17 protein-coding genes are annotated in these 16,561 nt (G+C 71.2%); 8 read left to right on the top strand and 9 right to left on the bottom strand.

What is annotated here, in order from left to right; genetic code table 11:
* The first annotated feature begins 11 nt into the window (after window positions 1-11).
* The 4 genes from DMA15_RS19665 to DMA15_RS19680 all read left to right on the top strand — a co-directional run bounded on the left by DMA15_RS19665 (window position 12) and on the right by DMA15_RS19680 (window position 4,449).
* A complete protein-coding gene (locus DMA15_RS19665; RefSeq protein WP_125514109.1) occupies window positions 12-1,292 on the top strand; it encodes an aspartate kinase in 1,281 nt (426 codons plus the stop codon).
* Complete coding sequence (locus DMA15_RS19670; RefSeq protein WP_125514110.1) at window positions 1,289-2,347, top strand: aspartate-semialdehyde dehydrogenase; 1,059 nt, start codon at window positions 1,289-1,291, stop codon at window positions 2,345-2,347. The genes DMA15_RS19665 and DMA15_RS19670 overlap by 4 nt, the downstream gene beginning before the upstream one ends.
* A gap of 369 nt (window positions 2,348-2,716) precedes the next feature.
* Window positions 2,717-3,379 carry a SigE family RNA polymerase sigma factor gene (locus DMA15_RS19675; protein WP_125514111.1) on the top strand — a complete coding sequence of 221 codons (663 nt, stop codon included), beginning with the start codon at window positions 2,717-2,719 and terminating at the stop codon, window positions 3,377-3,379.
* Window positions 3,376-4,449, top strand: coding sequence for a hypothetical protein (locus DMA15_RS19680; protein WP_240659858.1), 1,074 nt, complete (start codon window positions 3,376-3,378; stop codon window positions 4,447-4,449). Before DMA15_RS19675 ends, DMA15_RS19680 begins: the two co-directional genes overlap by 4 nt.
* A gap of 19 nt (window positions 4,450-4,468) precedes the next feature.
* On the opposite strand, the gene DMA15_RS19685 is transcribed toward DMA15_RS19680, so the two are convergent.
* Window positions 4,469-5,278: an SURF1 family protein gene (locus tag DMA15_RS19685; RefSeq protein WP_206302776.1), complete on the bottom strand. Its 810-nt coding sequence runs from the start codon at window positions 5,276-5,278 to the stop codon at window positions 4,469-4,471.
* A gap of 607 nt (window positions 5,279-5,885) precedes the next feature.
* The gene (locus tag DMA15_RS19690; protein WP_125514113.1) at window positions 5,886-7,733 is read right to left on the bottom strand and encodes a prolyl oligopeptidase family serine peptidase; all 1,848 of its coding nucleotides are present in this window, start codon (window positions 7,731-7,733) and stop codon (window positions 5,886-5,888) included.
* A gap of 72 nt (window positions 7,734-7,805) precedes the next feature.
* On the opposite strand from DMA15_RS19690, the gene DMA15_RS19695 reads away from it, so the two are divergent.
* Entirely contained in the window at window positions 7,806-8,630 is an 825-nt protein-coding gene (locus tag DMA15_RS19695) for a class I SAM-dependent methyltransferase (protein ID WP_125514114.1), read from the top strand.
* Window positions 8,631-8,643: 13 nt separating this feature from the next.
* On the opposite strand, the gene DMA15_RS19700 is transcribed toward DMA15_RS19695, so the two are convergent.
* From DMA15_RS19700 to DMA15_RS19735, 7 genes are all read right to left on the bottom strand, one after another.
* Complete coding sequence (locus DMA15_RS19700) at window positions 8,644-9,177, bottom strand: GNAT family N-acetyltransferase (RefSeq protein ID WP_125514115.1); 534 nt, start codon at window positions 9,175-9,177, stop codon at window positions 8,644-8,646.
* A 122-nt stretch (window positions 9,178-9,299) separates the two neighbouring features.
* On the bottom strand, window positions 9,300-9,857 hold the full coding sequence (locus DMA15_RS19705; protein ID WP_125514116.1) for a hypothetical protein: 558 nt from the start codon (window positions 9,855-9,857) through the stop codon (window positions 9,300-9,302).
* Window positions 9,854-11,344: a HAMP domain-containing sensor histidine kinase gene (locus DMA15_RS19710; protein ID WP_206302943.1), complete on the bottom strand. Its 1,491-nt coding sequence runs from the start codon at window positions 11,342-11,344 to the stop codon at window positions 9,854-9,856. The genes DMA15_RS19705 and DMA15_RS19710 overlap by 4 nt, the downstream gene beginning before the upstream one ends.
* Before the next feature lie 53 nt (window positions 11,345-11,397).
* On the bottom strand, window positions 11,398-12,096 hold the full coding sequence (locus DMA15_RS19715; protein WP_125514118.1) for a response regulator transcription factor: 699 nt from the start codon (window positions 12,094-12,096) through the stop codon (window positions 11,398-11,400).
* 68 nt (window positions 12,097-12,164) lie between these two features.
* Entirely contained in the window at window positions 12,165-12,671 is a 507-nt protein-coding gene (locus tag DMA15_RS19720; protein WP_125514119.1) for a hypothetical protein, read from the bottom strand.
* Between the two features lie 73 nt (window positions 12,672-12,744).
* Window positions 12,745-13,152, bottom strand: a complete 408-nt coding sequence (locus tag DMA15_RS19725; RefSeq protein WP_125514120.1) for a rodlin — start codon at window positions 13,150-13,152, stop codon at window positions 12,745-12,747.
* A 488-nt stretch (window positions 13,153-13,640) separates the two neighbouring features.
* Entirely contained in the window at window positions 13,641-14,051 is a 411-nt protein-coding gene (locus DMA15_RS19735) for a rodlin (RefSeq protein WP_125514122.1), read from the bottom strand.
* Between the two features lie 294 nt (window positions 14,052-14,345).
* Here DMA15_RS19735 and DMA15_RS19740 point away from each other — a divergent pair, with 294 nt between their 5' ends.
* From DMA15_RS19740 to DMA15_RS19750, 3 genes are all read left to right on the top strand, one after another.
* The gene (locus DMA15_RS19740) at window positions 14,346-14,750 is read left to right on the top strand and encodes a rodlin (RefSeq protein ID WP_125514123.1); all 405 of its coding nucleotides are present in this window, start codon (window positions 14,346-14,348) and stop codon (window positions 14,748-14,750) included.
* A 199-nt stretch (window positions 14,751-14,949) separates the two neighbouring features.
* Window positions 14,950-15,207, top strand: coding sequence for a chaplin (locus DMA15_RS19745; RefSeq protein ID WP_164551791.1), 258 nt, complete (start codon window positions 14,950-14,952; stop codon window positions 15,205-15,207).
* Between the two features lie 96 nt (window positions 15,208-15,303).
* Window positions 15,304-16,101 (top strand): chaplin, encoded by a 798-nt coding sequence (locus DMA15_RS19750; RefSeq protein ID WP_125514124.1) that lies wholly within the window; start codon window positions 15,304-15,306, stop codon window positions 16,099-16,101.
* The last annotated feature ends 460 nt before the right edge of the window (window positions 16,102-16,561 follow it).

The raw sequence follows: 16,561 nt of genomic DNA on the forward strand, positions 1-16,561 counted from the left end.
GAGGAGCGCACGTGGGCCTTGTCGTGCAGAAGTACGGAGGCTCCTCCGTAGCCGATGCCGAGGGCATCAAGCGGGTCGCCAAGAGAATCGTCGACGCCAAGAAGAACGGCCATCAGGTCGTTGTCGTGGTCTCGGCGATGGGCGACACGACGGATGAGTTGATCGATCTTGCCGGGCAGGTATCCCCGATCCCTGCCGGGCGTGAATTCGACATGCTGCTGACCGCCGGAGAGCGCATCTCCATGGCGCTGCTCGCCATGGCGATCAAAAACCTGGGCCACGAGGCCCAGTCGTTCACCGGCAGCCAGGCCGGCGTCATCACCGACTCCGTCCACAACAAGGCGCGGATCATCGATGTCACCCCCGGGCGCATCAGGACCTCGATCGACGAGGGCAACATCGCCATCGTCGCCGGGTTCCAGGGCGTCAGCCAGGAGGGCAAGAACATCACCACGCTGGGCCGCGGCGGGTCGGACACGACCGCCGTCGCCCTCGCCGCCGCCCTCGACGCCGAGGTCTGCGAGATCTACACGGACGTGGACGGTGTCTTCACCGCCGACCCGCGTGTGGTCAAGAAGGCGCGGAAGATCGACTGGATCTCGTTCGCGGACATGCTGGAGCTGGCCAGCTCCGGGTCCAAGGTGCTCCTCCACCGCTGTGTGGAGTACGCCCGCCGTTACAACATCCCGATCCACGTGCGCTCGTCCTTCAGCGGACTCCAGGGCACCTGGGTCAGCAACGAATCACCCTCCGAGCAAGGAGCCCGCAAGGTGGAGCAGGCCATCATCTCCGGTGTCGCGCACGACACCTCCGAGGCCAAGATCACGGTCGTCGGCGTGCCGGACAAGCCGGGCGAGGCCGCCGCCATCTTCCGCGCGATCGCGGACGCCGAGGTCAACATCGACATGGTCGTGCAGAACGTGTCGGCCGCCTCGACGGGCCTGACCGACATCTCCTTCACCCTCCCCAAGGACGAGGGCCGCAAGGCCATCGACGCCCTGGAGAAGACGCGCTCGGCGATCGGCTTCGACTCCCTGCGCTACGACGACCAGATCGCCAAGATCTCCCTCGTCGGCGCCGGCATGAAGACCAACCCCGGTGTCACGGCGACCTTCTTCGAGGCGCTCAGCGACTCGGGCGTCAACATCGAGCTGATCTCGACCTCCGAGATCCGCATCTCGGTCGTCACGCGCGCCGATGACGTCAACGAGGCCGTGCGCGCCGTGCACACCGCCTTCGGCCTGGACTCCGACACGGACGAGGCCGTGGTCTATGGAGGCACCGGCCGATGAGCCGAAAGCCGACGCTCGCGGTCGTCGGAGCGACCGGGGCCGTCGGCACGGTCATGCTCCAGATCCTGTCGCAGCACGCCGATATCTGGGGCGAGATCCGGCTCGTCGCCTCACCGCGCTCGGCCGGCCGCAAGCTGGCGGTGCGCGGTGAGCAGGTCGAGGTCCTCGCACTCTCCGAGGAGGTCTTCGACGGGGTCGACGTCGCCATGTTCGACGTGCCCGACGAGGTGGCCGCGCGGTGGGCGCCGCTCGCCGCGGCCAAGGGCGTCGTCGTGGTCGACAACTCCGCGGCCTTCCGGATGGACCCGGACGTCCCGCTCGTGGTCCCCGAGGTCAACCCGCACGCCGCGCGCGTGCGCCCGCGCGGCATCGTCGCCAACCCCAACTGCACGACCCTTTCGATGATCGTGGCCGTCGGCGCGCTGCACGCCGAGTTCGGGCTGCGCGAGCTGATCGTCTCCTCGTACCAGGCGGTGAGCGGGGCCGGCCGCGACGGCGTGGAGACGCTGCGCCGCCAGCTGAAGCTCGTGGCCGGCTCCGAGCTGGGCACCAGCCCCGGAGACGTACGCAGGGCCGTCGGCGACGACACGGGGCCCTTCCCGGAGCCCGTGGCGCTGAACGTCGTGCCGTGGGCCGGGACGCTGAGGGACGACGGCTGGTCGTCCGAGGAGATGAAGGTCCGCGACGAGTCGCGCAAGATCCTCGGCCTTCCGGGGCTGCGCGTCGCCGCCACGTGCGTCCGCGTGCCCGTCATCACCACCCACTCCCTGACCGTCCACGCCCGCTTCGAGGACGAGGTCACGGTCGACCGCGCGCGCGAGATCCTCGCCACCGCGCCGGGGGTCGTGCTGTTCGACGATCCGGCCGCGGGGGAGTTCCCGACGCCCGCGGACGTGGTCGGCACCGACCCGACCTGGGTGGGCCGGGTGCGGCGCGCCCTGGACGACCCGACCGCCCTGGAGCTGTTCGTGTGCGGGGACAACCTGCGCAAGGGGGCGGCCCTGAACACCGCGCAGATCGCGGAGCTGGTGGCCAAGGAGTTCACGGCGGGCTGAGCGGGGGCGTTCCGCCACGAGCCCAACCAGTCCGTATGCCCCGCAAACCGATCGGTATGCGGCCCCAGAGCGAAGATCTTCGCGGTATCTGTGTAAGTTCTGTGTCCAACTCGGTGGGCCAGTGCGGTTGAACTGGATCATCTCCGCGTTCGAAGATTCCCGTCCGATCACTGCAACCGGCAGCGGGGCGGGGGCGTCTTTAGCGGTCACCCTCAGGGTGGCCTGAGCGCCGCAAAATTGGGGCATAGGGGAAGAGCTGGTACGCATGGGGGCATTTGATGCATCGTCACGAGCGATGCCCGCGCGACTCGCCGCAAACGCGATGCCGGATGCGTACAACCCTGACGGGGGGAAGCGTGTCCAACAGGCGTGGCAGAGGTACTCGACTTCACAGCGGTACAGGCGAGAGGCGCGGCAGCGCTGCGTCCCCCTCGTCGTACCCGCGCGCCCGGCGGCATGCCGGTGATCGCGCCCATGCCCGCGGCGCGGCCCGCCTCTCTTCCTGCGCAGCGCGAGGGCGCTGACGACACGATGACCGCGGGCACCACTGTCGACCATCTCACCGAGACCTACCGCGCCCACTACAGGTCGCTGCTCGGCCTCGCCGCGCTGCTCCTGGACGACACGGCGTCCTGCGAGGACGTGGTGCAGGAGGCGTTCATCCGGGTCCACTCCGCGCGCAAGCGGGTGCGGGACCCCGAGAAGACGCTCGCCTATCTGCGCCAGACCGTGGTGAACCTCTCGCGGTCCGCGCTCCGGCGGCGCATCCTCGGGCTGAAGCTGCTCTCCAAGCCGATGCCGGACATGGCGAGCGCCGAGGAAGGGGCCTATGACCTGCTGGAGCGCGACGAGCTGATCAAGGCGATGCGCGGCCTCCAGCGGCGCCAGCGCGAGGTCCTCGTGCTGCGCTACTTCGCCGATATGACCGAGGCGCAGGTCGCCGAGACCCTGGGCATATCCCTGGGCTCGGTGAAGGCGTACGGCTCGCGCGGCATCGCGGCCCTGAGGGTCGCCATGGAGGCGCCGGCATGAGTGAGCGCAAGCGTGATGAGCAGGGCGGATTTGAGCAGCATGGCGGGAACGGAAACGTGAACCACGGCCCCGAGGACGAACCAGGCGAGCTCGGTTCCGACGAGCTCGCGCTGCGGCGGATGATGCGGCAGGCCGTGGAGGAGATCGAGCCGAGCGAGCGCTCCCTCGAACACCTGCGGCGCGCGGTCCCGGCCCGCAGGGCCCGCAAGCGCCAGGCCGTCGTCGGCCTCGCCGCCGCGGCACTCTTCATCGGCACCGCGGTCCCCGCGCTGGTGCACGTGACCAACTCCGGGGGCGGCTCGGACGACCGGCCCTCGATCGCGGGCAACAGCCAGGAGTCGCAGGGCGGCTCCAGCCAGGGCAAGGGTCCCCACTCCGGCCAGAAGGACACCGGCAAGAAGCCCGGCAAGTCCAAGGAGAAGGGCAAGAAGGACAAGAAGAACAAGAAGGACGGCAAGGGCAAGGGCGGCACGGGCGGCGGCGGTACGGGCTCGCCCGACCCCGGCGCCTCCGAAGCCGCCACCTCGCCCATCTGCTCCGCGGCCCAGCTCGGCGCCACGGGCGGCGCGGGCCCGGCGGAGGCCGACAGCAAGGTCTACGGCAGCTTCCGCGTCACCAACGTCTCCGGCAGCAGCTGCACGGTCGAGGCGGCGGGCGCGGTCAGCGCCACGGCGCAGGGCGCGGCCGACCCCGCGAAGATCACGGTGGTGGACCACACGGCGGGCGACGCCGCGGGTGCCCTGCCCGACCCCTCGCTGGAGGCGAGCCCGCTCGTCCTTCAGCCCGGCGCGGCCTATGAGGTGCGCTTCGCCTGGGTGCCGTCGGAGACATGCCCGACCAACGGCGGCGAGCCCACCCCCGACCCGACGCCCACCGACGGCGGCGGCACCCCGGAGACCGGCACGAACGACGGCCTGGAGCCCCAGCTGGGGCGGGCGGACGGCGGAGTGCTCGACGGCAGCGTCCTGGTCTCCCTGACCGCGGAGGCGGGCTCGCCCTCGGCGGGCGCGACGGTCCCCAACGCCTGCGCCGGGACGCTCTACCGCACCGGGATCCTGCCCACGACCTAGCGGCTTGGGCCCGCCGGGCTCAGGAGGCGGCTTCCGTCGCTTCCTGGCCCCGGGCCTCGGGCAGCAGGCCGAGCCGCGCGTCGCGGGCGACCTCCGCCTCGCGGCGGAAGAGCCGGAACCACATGAAGACGACGAAGCCCGCGAAGACGAACCACTCGCCGGTGTAGCCGAGGTTCTGGAAGGCCTTGAGATCCAGGCCGGTGTTGCTCGGCGCGCTCGCCGGGACGGCCTTCATGCCGGAGTCGCCCTTGTCGAGGGTGATCCAGGCGTCGTACACGTCGTCGCGTACGAGATTGACCAGCGAGGCCGAGCTGATCGCGCCCAGCTGGCCCCGGGGGAGCCCGCCGGCGGCGCTCACCCCGTTGGAACCGGGGCTCTCGGAGGCCTGGAGGGCGCCCTTGACGGTGACCTCACCCTTCGGGGCGGCTGGGGCCTTGGCGGCGCTCGCCTCGCCGGGGAGCCAGCCGCGCACCACGGGCAGCGACTTGCCGCCGTCGGTGCGCAGCAGGGTCAGCACGTAGAAGCCGCGCTTGCCGTCCAACTCCCGGTCGGGTACGAGGAGTTGCTCGCCGTACCGCCCGGTGGCCGTGGCCTGCTCGCCGGAGGTCTCCTTGTCGACGGGCAGCAGCGCGTCGAGGGGCCGGGCCTCGGCCTTACGACCGTGCGCGCCGCGCTGCGCCGCGGCCTGCTCCTTGGCGGACTCGTGGTCCTGCACGCGGTCCTCGAAGCGGCCGAGCTGCCAGGACCCCATGAAAATGCAGAAGGGGATGGCCAGCACGACGAAGACGTTGATCCCCCACCAGCGGGGCGTCAGCAGAAACCGGTACACACCTCCCACGGTACGGGGCCCCTGCGGGGTGCCGGGCCGTGGGGTATCCCTCGCCCCGCCTCCCGCCAAGCGCGCGGAACCGACGTCACCCCCGCTCGGAGCGGTGGCTGGCCCCCGTCTCGTCCACCCAGCTGGTCCCCACGTCTCATCCCAGCCACGCGCCCGTTTACCCGGCACCAAGCGGTGACGGGCGGTGGCCGCACCTTCCCCGGCGCCCCCAGGCCGGCCGCACCGAACCGGCCGCCACGACCCAGTTCTCCCACCCACCCACCCGTTTACCCCGCACCAAGCGGTGACCGACCGCCCCCGGCCCCTGACCGGCCACACCCAGCCCCGCCTGCCGCGAGCCTTTCCCCGGCACCCCAGCATCCAGCCCCCTGCCCCGCCCCTCGGTGCGGGGTGAACGGGTGGGTGGGGAAGGACCCGCCGCGAAGCGGCGGTATGGCCTGCGCCGTAGGCGCGAGGCGCGCAAGCCCGCCCAGCGCAGGCGCAAGCCCCAGCCCCCAGGCCCTAGTCCGCCGCCCACCGCAGGCGCGGCGCACCGCACCCCACCTCAGCCCGCCGCAGGCGCGGCGCACAACCCCGCCCCGCCCGCCGCAGGCGAACCTCACGCCACCCGGGGCGCCCCCGTCAGATGCCGGGAGGCGAAGTCCAGCTCAAGGGCGACCTGTTTGATCCGCTCGTCCACGACGAGCGACCCGTGCCCGGCGTCGTACCGGTACACCTCATGTACCGCGCCCCGCGCGACCAGCCGGTCCACGTAGTTGTCGATCTGGCGGATCGGGCAGCGCGGGTCGTTGACGCCCGCCGAGATGTAGACGGGGGCCTTGACCTGGTCCACGTACGTCAGAGGGGACGACGCGGCGAAGCGCTCGGGGACCTCCTCCGGCGTGCCGCCCAGCAGCGTGCGGTCCATCGCCTTGAGAGCCTCCATCTCGTCGTGGTACGCCGTCACGTAGTCCGCGACGGGCACCGCCGCCAGCCCCACCGCCCACGCATCGGGCTGCGTGCCGAGGCCGAGCAGAGTCAGGTACCCGCCCCAGGAGCCGCCCGAGAGGACCAGGCGGTCGGGGTCGGCGAGACCCGAGGTGACCGCCCACTCGCGGACCGCCGCGATGTCCTCCAGCTCGATGAGGCCCACCCGGTGCTTGAGCGCGTCCGTCCACTCCCGGCCGTACCCCGTGGAGCCGCGGTAGTTGACCCGCACCACCGCGTACCCATGGTCGACCCAGGCCGCCGGGCCCGCCGCGAAGGAGTCGCTGTCGTGCCAGGTGGGCCCGCCGTGCACCTCGAAGACCGTGGGGAGCGGACCGGTGGCGCCCGCGGGCCTCTGCACGAGGGCGTGGATACGGCCGCCGGGGCCCTCCACCCACACGTCCTCCACCGGCACGGACCTCGGCGCCTTCATGCCGGGCGGATCCAGGACCACGCCACCCGAGGTGGACCGCACCACCGGCGGCTCGGCCGCCGAGGACCACATGTACTCCACGGAACCGTCGGGCCGCGCCGTGGCACCCGAGACCGAGCCCGCGGGCGTCTCGATGCGCACCAGCTCCCGCGAGGCCAGGTCGTAGCGGAACAGCTCGCCCCGCGCCTCGAAGCCGTGCGCGATCAGCAGCGCGGAGCCGTCCGGATACCACTCGGCGCTCACATCACCCGGCAGCCCGAGCGCGAGGTCGCTCTCCTCGCCGGACGCGACGTCCCACAGCATCGGCTCCCAGCGGCCCCGGCGCTGGTGCCCGACGAGCAGGCGCGTGTCCCCGTGGACCGGCGCGAAGCCGAGGACCTCCAGGCCCAGCTCGACCGTGCCGCCCTTGGTGTCGTCCAGCTCGGCGACCGTGGAGCCGTCCGTCCTGATCACGCGGAGCGCGGAGTGCATCGCGTCGCCGTGCTCCGTGTGCTCCACGGCGATCAGCGTGCCGTCGTGGGAGAGGTCGCCGACGCCCGCCGACTCGCGGTGGCGGTACACCTCGACGGGCCCCGCGTCCGGGCCGCCGGGACCATCCGGGCGTACGACGTGGATCGTCGAGCCGTCCTCGTCCGTGGAGCGTCCGACGACCACCGTCCGGCCGTCCCTGCCGAGCGCGAGGCCCGCGGGATAGGAACCCTCAAGGCCAGGCACCGCGGGCTCGTCGGGCCCCCCGGCGAAGGGCTGGCGCAGCCACACGCCGAACTCGTCGCCGTCCTTGTCGTTGAACCACCAGATCCACTCGCCGTCGGGCGAGAGCACGCCGTCCGTCGTGCCGTTCGGCCGGTCGGTGACCTGGCGCTGGGTGCCCGTCGTCCTGTCCCACGCGTACAGCTCGTACGTCCCCGTCGCGTTCGACACGAACAGGGAGCGCTGCGGCGCGTCCTCCGCCCAGTCCGGCAGCGACACCCGTGGTGCCCTGAACCGCTTCTCCCAGTCCGGCATGGACTTCGACCCCGTGGCCTTCTCTGCACCCGTCTCGCTCATGCCCCCCATAGTGCCCGCACCCGCCGACAATTCGCTGGCGAGGTTCCCCACCCTGTGGATAACTTTCCGCACATGTACTCCCCGACCCCCGCGGACTGGCGCGAGACCAACCGGAAACGCTGGGACGAACGCGTACCGATCCACCTGGCCAGCGACTTCTACGACGTTGCCGCCTTCCGCGCCGGCGAGGACGCCCTGCGCGGCTTCGAGCGCGCGGAAGTGGGTGACGTACGCGGAAGGTCGCTGCTGCACCTCCAGTGCCACATCGGCCTCGACACCCTGTCCTGGGCGCGGCACGGCGCCTCCCGCGTGGTCGGCCTCGACTTCTCCGAGCCCGCCGTCGACGCGGCCCGGGAGTTCGCCGCCGAGCTGGGCCTCGGCCAGGAGCGCGCCACCTTCGTCGCCGCCGACGTGTACGACGCGGCGCAGGCGGTCCCCGACAGTGCGTACGACATCGTCTACACCGGAGTGGGCGCGCTCTGCTGGCTCCCCGACATCCAGCGGTGGGCCGAGACCGCCGCCTCCCTCGTCGCCCCCGGCGGCTTCCTCTACCTCGCCGAGTTCCACCCCCTCGCCGACATCCTGGACGACGCCACGGGCTCCCGCCTGGAGCACGACTACTTCGCGCGCGAGGCCTGGGTGGAGGAGGACCCCGCCGGGTACGTGGACACGACGACGCCGACCGTCCACAACCGCTCCGTCGAGTGGCAGCACCCCATCGGGGAGGTCGTCTCCGCGCTCGCCGCGGCGGGCCTGCGCATCGAATTCCTGCACGAGCACGACATGACGCTCTTCCCGCGCTTCGGCGCGCTGGAGATCCGCGACGGCGCCTACCGCTTCCCCAAGGACCGTCCCCGCGTCCCGCTCATGTACTCACTGAAGGCGAGCAAGCCCTGACGCCCCCCAAAGCTCAGGGCAAGGGCGCGGGCGCCCGCAGCCACCCCTCGCGCCCGGGGTCGAACTCCCCCAGCTTCGCCCACTCCCAGGCCCGCAGCACCTCCCGCCCCTGATCGTCGTCCCGCTTGATGACGGCGACGACGGCATCGGTGGTGTGCCGGGCCAGGAGCAGCGTCCGCAGCCGGGTGGCGACGCCCTTCCCGCGGTGGGCGGGCGCCACCATCAGCTCGCTCAGCAGGAAGACCCGGCCCGAGGCGGTCTGCTCCTCGACATCGGCGGGCAGGATGCCCCGGAACCCCTCCCACCACTCGCCGGTGGGCGCGGCGCGATGCCCGTAGAGGGCGCCGACAAGGCCCCCCGAGTCGGCGACGACCATGTCGAAGTCGGGCTGCTGCACATCGCGTTCGAAGCGCCGCAGGAAGCCCTGCCGGTCGCTGTACTCGGCGCCCGCCACACCCCGATAGGCCTCTACGTAGAGGTTGGCCACGGACTCCCGCTGCTGCTCCGCCTGCCAACGGCTCAGCCGCCGCAAGAACACCTCTGCCATGCACGCCTCCCGCCCCGCCCCCCTCAGAGGACGACTCCCCCCGCTTCCCGGACTCCGCATGGTGGCAGCACCGAACGCCCAGCGGAACGGTGCGTCGGGGATCAGCGTGTCGGAGCCGGCGATCAGCGCGCCGGATAGGCGTTGCCCGTCCCGTCGCAGCGCAGATCCCACGTGGCGGCCCTGTCCGCGCCGTCGATCTCCGGCTCGTGTACGCGTACCAGGACATCGGCCGGGGCCTTCCCGCCGGGGATCCCGTCGGCGTTGGCGACGGTACAGGCCAGCTGGCTCACCGCGGTGTGCTCCAACTGCGCGACGGCGACCGGCAGATGAAGGTCGACGGCGCCCCGGCCGGGCAGCGCGGTCACCCGGCCGCGCAGCTCCTGAGGGACGAGGGTGGCGAGGCCGCGCTCGCGCTCGGCGGCGGTGGGCCCCGCGAGGAGCAGGTCGACGGCCTGCTGCGGCCCGACCGGGGTGTCCGACCTGCGGGACACGAACTGCATGCCCCAGGGGCCGAGGAAGTCCAGCCGGGCGTCGTACGCGCGCGTGCCGGGCCGCACCGCGCCGGTCGCCGCCGCACCCGCGGAGACGGGCCCGGTGGTGGAGATCCCGCACCCGGCGACGGCGGACAGCGGGGTGAGCAGCAAGGCGGCGACGGCGACGACGTGAAGCGGCCTTTTCACACGTCCTCCGTGGCGGCCCGGGAGGCCTGGCGCAGCGGCACGGTCAGCGTGAACACCGCGCCGCCCTCCGGCGAGTTGGCGGCATCGAGCGTGCCGTGATGCAGGCGTACGTTCTCCAGGGTGATCGCAAGCCCGAGGCCGCTGCCGTCGGAGCGGGCGCGGGCCGCGTCGGCCTTGTAGAAGCGGTCGAAGACATGGGGCAGGACGTCGGCGGGGATGCCGGGCCCCTGATCGGCGACCTCGACGACGAGACCGCCCTCGCCCCCGTACAGCCCTTCCTCGGCGTACGCGCGCACCACGACGGGCTCCCCGCCGTGCCGCAGCGCGTTGCCGACGAGGTTGGCGACGATCACGTCGAAGCGGCGCGGGTCGAGCGAGGCCCGTAGCCCCTCGGGGAGTTCGGCGGTGACGCGCCCCTGCCAGCCGCGCAGCTGAAGGGTCTTGCGGATCGCCTCGGCGACGTCGATGCCGTCGAGATGGAGGGCAGCGGCGCCCGCGTCGAAGCGGGAGATCTCCATCAAGTCCTCGACCATGCGCGCGAGTTTGCGGGTCTCGCCGCTGATGAGGCGCACCGCGTCGGCCGTCTCCGGAGGCAGCTCCCCGGAGTTCGCGTCCTCGTCGAGCACCTCGGTGACGGCGGTCATCGCGGCCAGCGGCGTCCGCAGCTCGTGCGAGACGTCGGCGGCGAAGCGGCGGGCGTTCGCCTCCATGCGGCGCAGCTCGGCGTCGTCCTTCTCCAGGGCGCCCGCCATGGAGTTGAACGTGCGGCTCAGATCGGCGAGTTCATCGTTCCCGGAGACGTCCAGTCGGGTGTCGAGCGCTCCGGAGGACAGCTGTTCCGCGGCCGTACGCAGTCTGCGCACCGGTCGCAGGACGCGGCGGGCGGCGAAGAGCGCGGGCACCACGGCCAGGGCGAGGGCGGGCACGGCACCGGCCTGCGCCGCGGTGACGAGCGCGGCGATGTCGGCCTTCTCGTCCTTGAGGGAGAAGGTGACGTAGACGGCGAGCCCGGAGGCGGCCTTCCGGTCGCCCGCCTTGGCCCCGTCGCTGAAGTCCAGCGGCAGACCGATCGCAAGCCAGGGCTCGCCGCCGCGCTCCAGGCGCTGATGGGCGGCCGTGTTCCGCTCCCGGACGGCCCGGCGCAGGCTCCCGGGCACCCGCAAGGTCTCGCCCTCCTTGGCGGTCACCAGCGGCCCGTCCTCGTACGCGGCCCCCGCCCGCCAGCCGCGGGAGCCGCCCGCGCGGTCGAGCTGGAGGGCCAGATCGCGCAGATTGCGTGAGGTGGGCGGGAAGGGCACGTCGGGCGCGAGGGAGTCGAGCTGCGCGCGCAGGTCGTGCACGGCGGAGTCCTGTGTGCGGTCCAGGATGGCGGCGCGGGCCTCGCGGAAGGTGAGGGCCGCGGTGATGAGGGCGCTGATCGCGGAGACGACCAGGAAGGCGACGAGCAGCCGGGTACGCAGACCACCACGCGGACGCAGGGCGGCCAGCCCGCGCCTCTCGGGACCACGCCTCTCGCGACCCGGCCTGTCGTGACCACGCCTCACAGTGGCCCGAACCGGTAGCCGAACCCCCGCACCGTCTGGACGTACACGGGATGGCGGGGGTCGTCCTCGACCTTGCCGCGCAGCCGCATCACACACGCGTCGACCAGCCGCGCGTCACCGTAGAAGCTGTGCTCCCAGACCTGTTCGAGGAGTTGCTGGCGGCTGAAGACCTGCCCCGGCGCCCCGCACAGGAAGAGCAGCAGTTTCAACTCGCTGGGAGCCAGGACCACTTCGTGCCCGCCCTTGAAGACACGCAACGCCACCCGGTCCACGCTCAGCTCCCCGTGGACCTCTGGACCACCGGCCTCGGCGTCCCCGTCCGGGCTCTCCCTCGGTACGACGCGTCGCAGCACCGCCCGGATCCGCGCTTCGAGCACCTCACCGCTCGCGGGTTTGACCACGTAGTCGTCGGCGCCCGCCTCCAGGCCCACGACCATGTCAATGTCGTCGCCGCGCGCGGAGAGGATGATGATCGGGATCTGCCGGGTCTCCCGGATGCGCCGGCACACCTCGAGTCCGCTGATGCCGGGCAGCATCAGGTCGAGCAGCACGAGATCGGGCCGGAAGCGCTCCAGGGCGAAGAGCCCGGACTCGCCGCTGGCGGCCGCCTCGATCTCGTGCCCGCGCCGGCGCAGCGCCAGGGTCACCCCCTGTTGCACGGCCGGGTCGTCCTCGATGAGCAGTACGCGAGTCACGTACGAGAGGCTACGTCCGCTTTGTGAGGAAACGGTGACAGCGTGACAGCGCGCCCGTGCCGTCGCCGCTAGACGAACGTCACCGCGCGCGAGGCGGTGGCGTGCCGGGTCAGCTTGAGGCCGGGCAGGCTCACGGACGTCAGTGTCACGTCCGCCTCGGCCTTGCCGTTCTTCGGCCACTGCCCGCTGAAGGTGCGCTTCCAGGGGCGGACCGTGGCGCTCCCGTCGCACTTCAGGGCGACGGTGCGGGTCTGGGCGGTGACGGTCGAGAGCTCTTTGGGAACGGGCGCGGCGGAGACGCCGAGGCCGGTGAAGAGCTGCTTCATCGCCTGGGTCTCGGACGCGGTCGGCGTACGGTCGCGCCGGGTCCGGAGCGTGACCATCAGCTGTGCGTCGCCCCGCACGCCCCGGCACGTATAGGTACCGGAGACGGTCGCGACCGAGGGGTCCTCGCCGAGCCGGGCGGTGCCGTCCAGCGTCACCTCGGGGCGTTCGGCGGCGGTCGCCGCCATGGGAGCGAGGGCCGAGACGGCGGCCACCGCCGCCGTGAGTCCCGCTTTCACGATTCGCTGCATCAGAGGCCTTCCGGAGCCGTTCGAGCCGCAGGGGCCGGCCGGTGTTCCGGCCGGCCCCTGTCGGAACTCAGGTTCAGTTGTTGGCGACACCGTTGGCCGAGAGGACCGGGATGTCGGACAGGATGTGCGACAGCGGCTCGTCGCCCTTCGCCTGGGTCGAGTTCTCGACACACTGCTGCATCTGCGGCGCGGAGAGGATCGGGATGTCCTGGATGCCGACGTTGACCAGGGCGACGATGTTCTGGATGTTGGCCTTGACCGGGAGGCCGACGCAGAGCTTGTTCAGCGAGCCCTGGGCCAGGGACATCTGCGGGCTCATCCGGCCGTTGGTGGCGGAGTTGCCGAACGACTGCTTGGCGCCGTTACCGCTCTGGGATTCGGTGCTGGAGTCATTTCCGGTGGCCATGGCCTGCGGGACCATGGCGGCGGACATTCCGGCGGTGGTCAGGGCGATGGCGGCCGTTGCGAGCAGCTTCTTCATGGTGAGGGGTTCCCTTCGAGTGAGGCTCCACTCCGGAGCCGCATGGTCATCAACTCGGCGACAAGGCGCGGGTTTCGGCGATTGAGCCATTCGGTTGATAAGTGTGCTGAATGCCGGTCGCCGAAGTGACGGTGACGGCTTTCGCTCCAACGGCACCGTTTCGTGCCGCACTTCGCCAGGAACGAAGACGGGGACGCCCCCACTCTCACCGAGGAACTATGGCTGACCGCACAGGACCATGGCAGCGGCTAGGTGTCATTCCGACAAGCAGGCAGTCCCCGGAGTGTCGCACCGACCCCATCTACGATTCCTTGCTCAGGAGCTGGCACGCGCAGGGAAGGACCATTCCGGGCCATCCCGACCCCGAGTGGAGAAGGCTGGTCGAACGCGACCCGTGGCCCCGGAACTGAAGCAGAGGAATTATCCGGAGAACAACAGAAGCGGGCCGCCGAGGAGGAAGCCGGCGGCCCGCTTTTTTGTGTCCGGTGTCAGTCGTTGCTGACGCCGTTGGCCGAGAGGATCGGGATGTCCTGCAGGATGTGCGACAGGGGCTCGTCGCCCTTCGCCTGCGTCGAGTTCTCGGTGCACTGCTGGGTCTGCGGCGCGGAGAGGATCGGAATGTCCTGGATGCCGACGTTGACCAGGCCGACGATGTTCTGGAGGTTGAGCTTGGCCGGCAGAGCGATACAGGGCTTGTTGAACGAGCCCTGGATGAGCGCCATCTGCGGGCTCATGTTGCCGTGCGTGGCGGAGTTGCCGAACGACTGCACGGCGTGGTTGCCGCTCATGGTCTCGGTGCCGCCGTCGTTGCCGATGGCGACTGCCGTGGGCGCTGCGGCCGCTGACATGCCGACGACGGAAGCCGTGACCGCAGCTGCGGTCATAACCTTCTTGATCACAGATATTCCTCTCTGAGTTAGCCCCGTCCTCGGAGCACCCTGAGCAACTGCCCCGGGACGTGAGGGGTTGCTGAAATTCACTCCGATGGCCCAATGTGCGGCCTCTCGCGAGGCGCGATCCGCCGATCTGCGAATAATCGGACCTTCATTTCTGTGTGCCGATTCCAGGAGTGCCTCGCCGTCAGAGTGGGTCGCTGAAAAGATCCGATGGAGTGAATGCACGGAACTAAACGCGGAGTGGGGAGTTGAGCAGGCCGCAGTAACGTGAGCGTCTGCCCAGAAAAGGAACCACAAATGCTTAAGAAGGCAATGGCAACGGCAGCAGCCGCGGTCGCCGTGTCCGTGGCCGGTGTCGGCACCCCTGCGATGGCGATCGGTGACGACACCGGCACCCGGTCGCAGAGCGGTAATGGCGCCGAGCAGTCGTTCGGTAACTCTGCCACCAAGGGCGACATGAGCCCGCAGCTCTCCCTGGTCCAGGGCACTCTGAACAAGCCCTGCATCGGTCTCCCGGTCAAGGCCAACATTCAGAACATCGTCGCCCTGGTCAACGTCGGCATCCAGGACATCCCGATCCTGTCCGCGCCGCAGACCCAGCAGTGCACCGAGAACTCGACGCAGGCGAAGGGCGACGAGCCGCTGTCGCACATCCTGGAGGACATCCCGATCCTCTCGGCCAACGGCGCCGGCAACGGCTGATCCGTCACGCCGTAGGACCCGCTCGGGCCGCCCGTCTTCACGGTGGGCGGCCCGAGCTTGTTTTATTCCCTCGCATTCGAGTGAATTTCCGAGGAACGTCAACCCCTCGGTTTCCTCTGCGCTTATCACTCGTTAAGCAGGGCTCTGGTCACGGTGCGGGAACAGGAACTGCCCGCCCGGCCCCGGCCGCCGCTCAGGCGTGACCCGAAAGAAGGGAAAAGCTGTGAAGCTCAAGAAGAGCGCAACGCTCGTCGCTGGTGCGGTCATGGTCCTGGGCATGGCCGCTCCGGCTGTCGCCGACGCCGGCGCCTCGGGTGTGGCTGCCAACTCCCCGGGTGTCCTCTCGGGCAACGTCGTCCAGGTGCCGATCCACGTGCCCATCAACCTGTGCGGCAACACCATCGACATCATCGCTCTGCTGAACCCGGCGTTCGGCAACACCTGCGTCAACGACTGACGTCTCGACTCAGCTGCTCCAGCTGCGTCTTGACCGGCCCCGGCAGCCTTCGGGCTCCGGGGCCGGTCCTCCCTCGCACAGAGAAAGACCACTAGATTGCGACAGGCCCTCAGCAAAGGAATGCTCTCCGCCGCGGCCGCCACGAGCATCCTGTCCCTGTCCGGCACCTCCGCGTTCGCCGACTCCGAGGCGAGCGGACAGGCTTCGGGCTCTCCCGGTGTGCTGTCGGGCAACAGTGTGCAGGCGCCGCTGGAGGTGCCGGTGAACATCTGCGGCAACTCCGTGAACGGCGTGGGCGCCGCCAACCCGGCCGCCGCCAACAAGTGCGCGAACACCTCCACTCCGGCCGGGCGGGGCCACGATTACCGCCGCGGCGCCGGGAGTTCACCGGCGGCCGCCGAACGGAGAGGCTCCGCGGGACCTGCCTCCGGTGCCACCGCCCGCGGTGAGGTCGCCAACTCGCCCGGCGTGCTGTCCGGCAACAACGTGAAGGCGCCGGTCGAGGTCCCGGTGAACGTCTGCGGCAACTCCGTGAACGGTGTCGCCGCCGTCTCGCCCGCCACGGGCAACAGCTGCGGCGGCCCGCGATCCGAACCGCACGCGGTGCGCCCGCCGTTCGTACCGCATCCCCCCGGCGCGCGCCCCGACGTGCCCGGTCCGCGCGACCCCGGCCGCGAGCCCGGCGCCGAGGCCGGACCCGCGCCCACGACGCCGCGGCACGCCCCGCAGGCGACCCCCGCCGACCACCCGGTGCACGCGACGGGCCCGGGGACCCGGCTCGCCGAGACGGGCATGGACGGGACGCTGCTGGGGGCGGCGGCCGCGGGCACCGGACTGCTGCTCGGCGGCGCGATCCTCTACCGGCGCGGCCGCACCGCCCCGGCCCACCGCTGATTCTCGTACGACAGAACCGGTCGAGCCCCGCTACCTGCCGGGTAGCGGGGCTCGACCGGTCCTTGGCGGCCAAGGCTCTGACGCGTGCTGCCGGACGCGTACGCCCCGAGGAATCGCGGAGCCGAGGCGGCGGACGGAGGGCGGCCGGCCCGCTGGGGGATGTCGCTCACCCACGGCATGGCTGCCGACGGCTGGCGGGAGGCGACCCGGCTGTCCCATGAAGCGCGTCCAGTGCACCATCTGACGGGCCGTGCGGCGGACGAGGTTCACCCGTTCGCCCGCTGTGTCACTCATAAGAGGGCCTGGTCCAGGCCGCCCGGCCTCGGTGATCCGGCCCTGGGGGCCTGGTCCTGGTGGCCCGGCTTCGGTGGACCATCGCATACACGGAAGCCGGGCCGGGTGCCGTCTCCGCGTCACCTGAGGCGAGCGTAGGGGCAGCGGGCCGCACGGGGGCGTGCCA

The organism is Streptomyces sp. WAC 01529, assembly GCF_003945545.1.
Taxonomy (GTDB): Bacteria; Actinomycetota; Actinomycetes; order Streptomycetales; family Streptomycetaceae; genus Streptomyces; species Streptomyces anatolicus.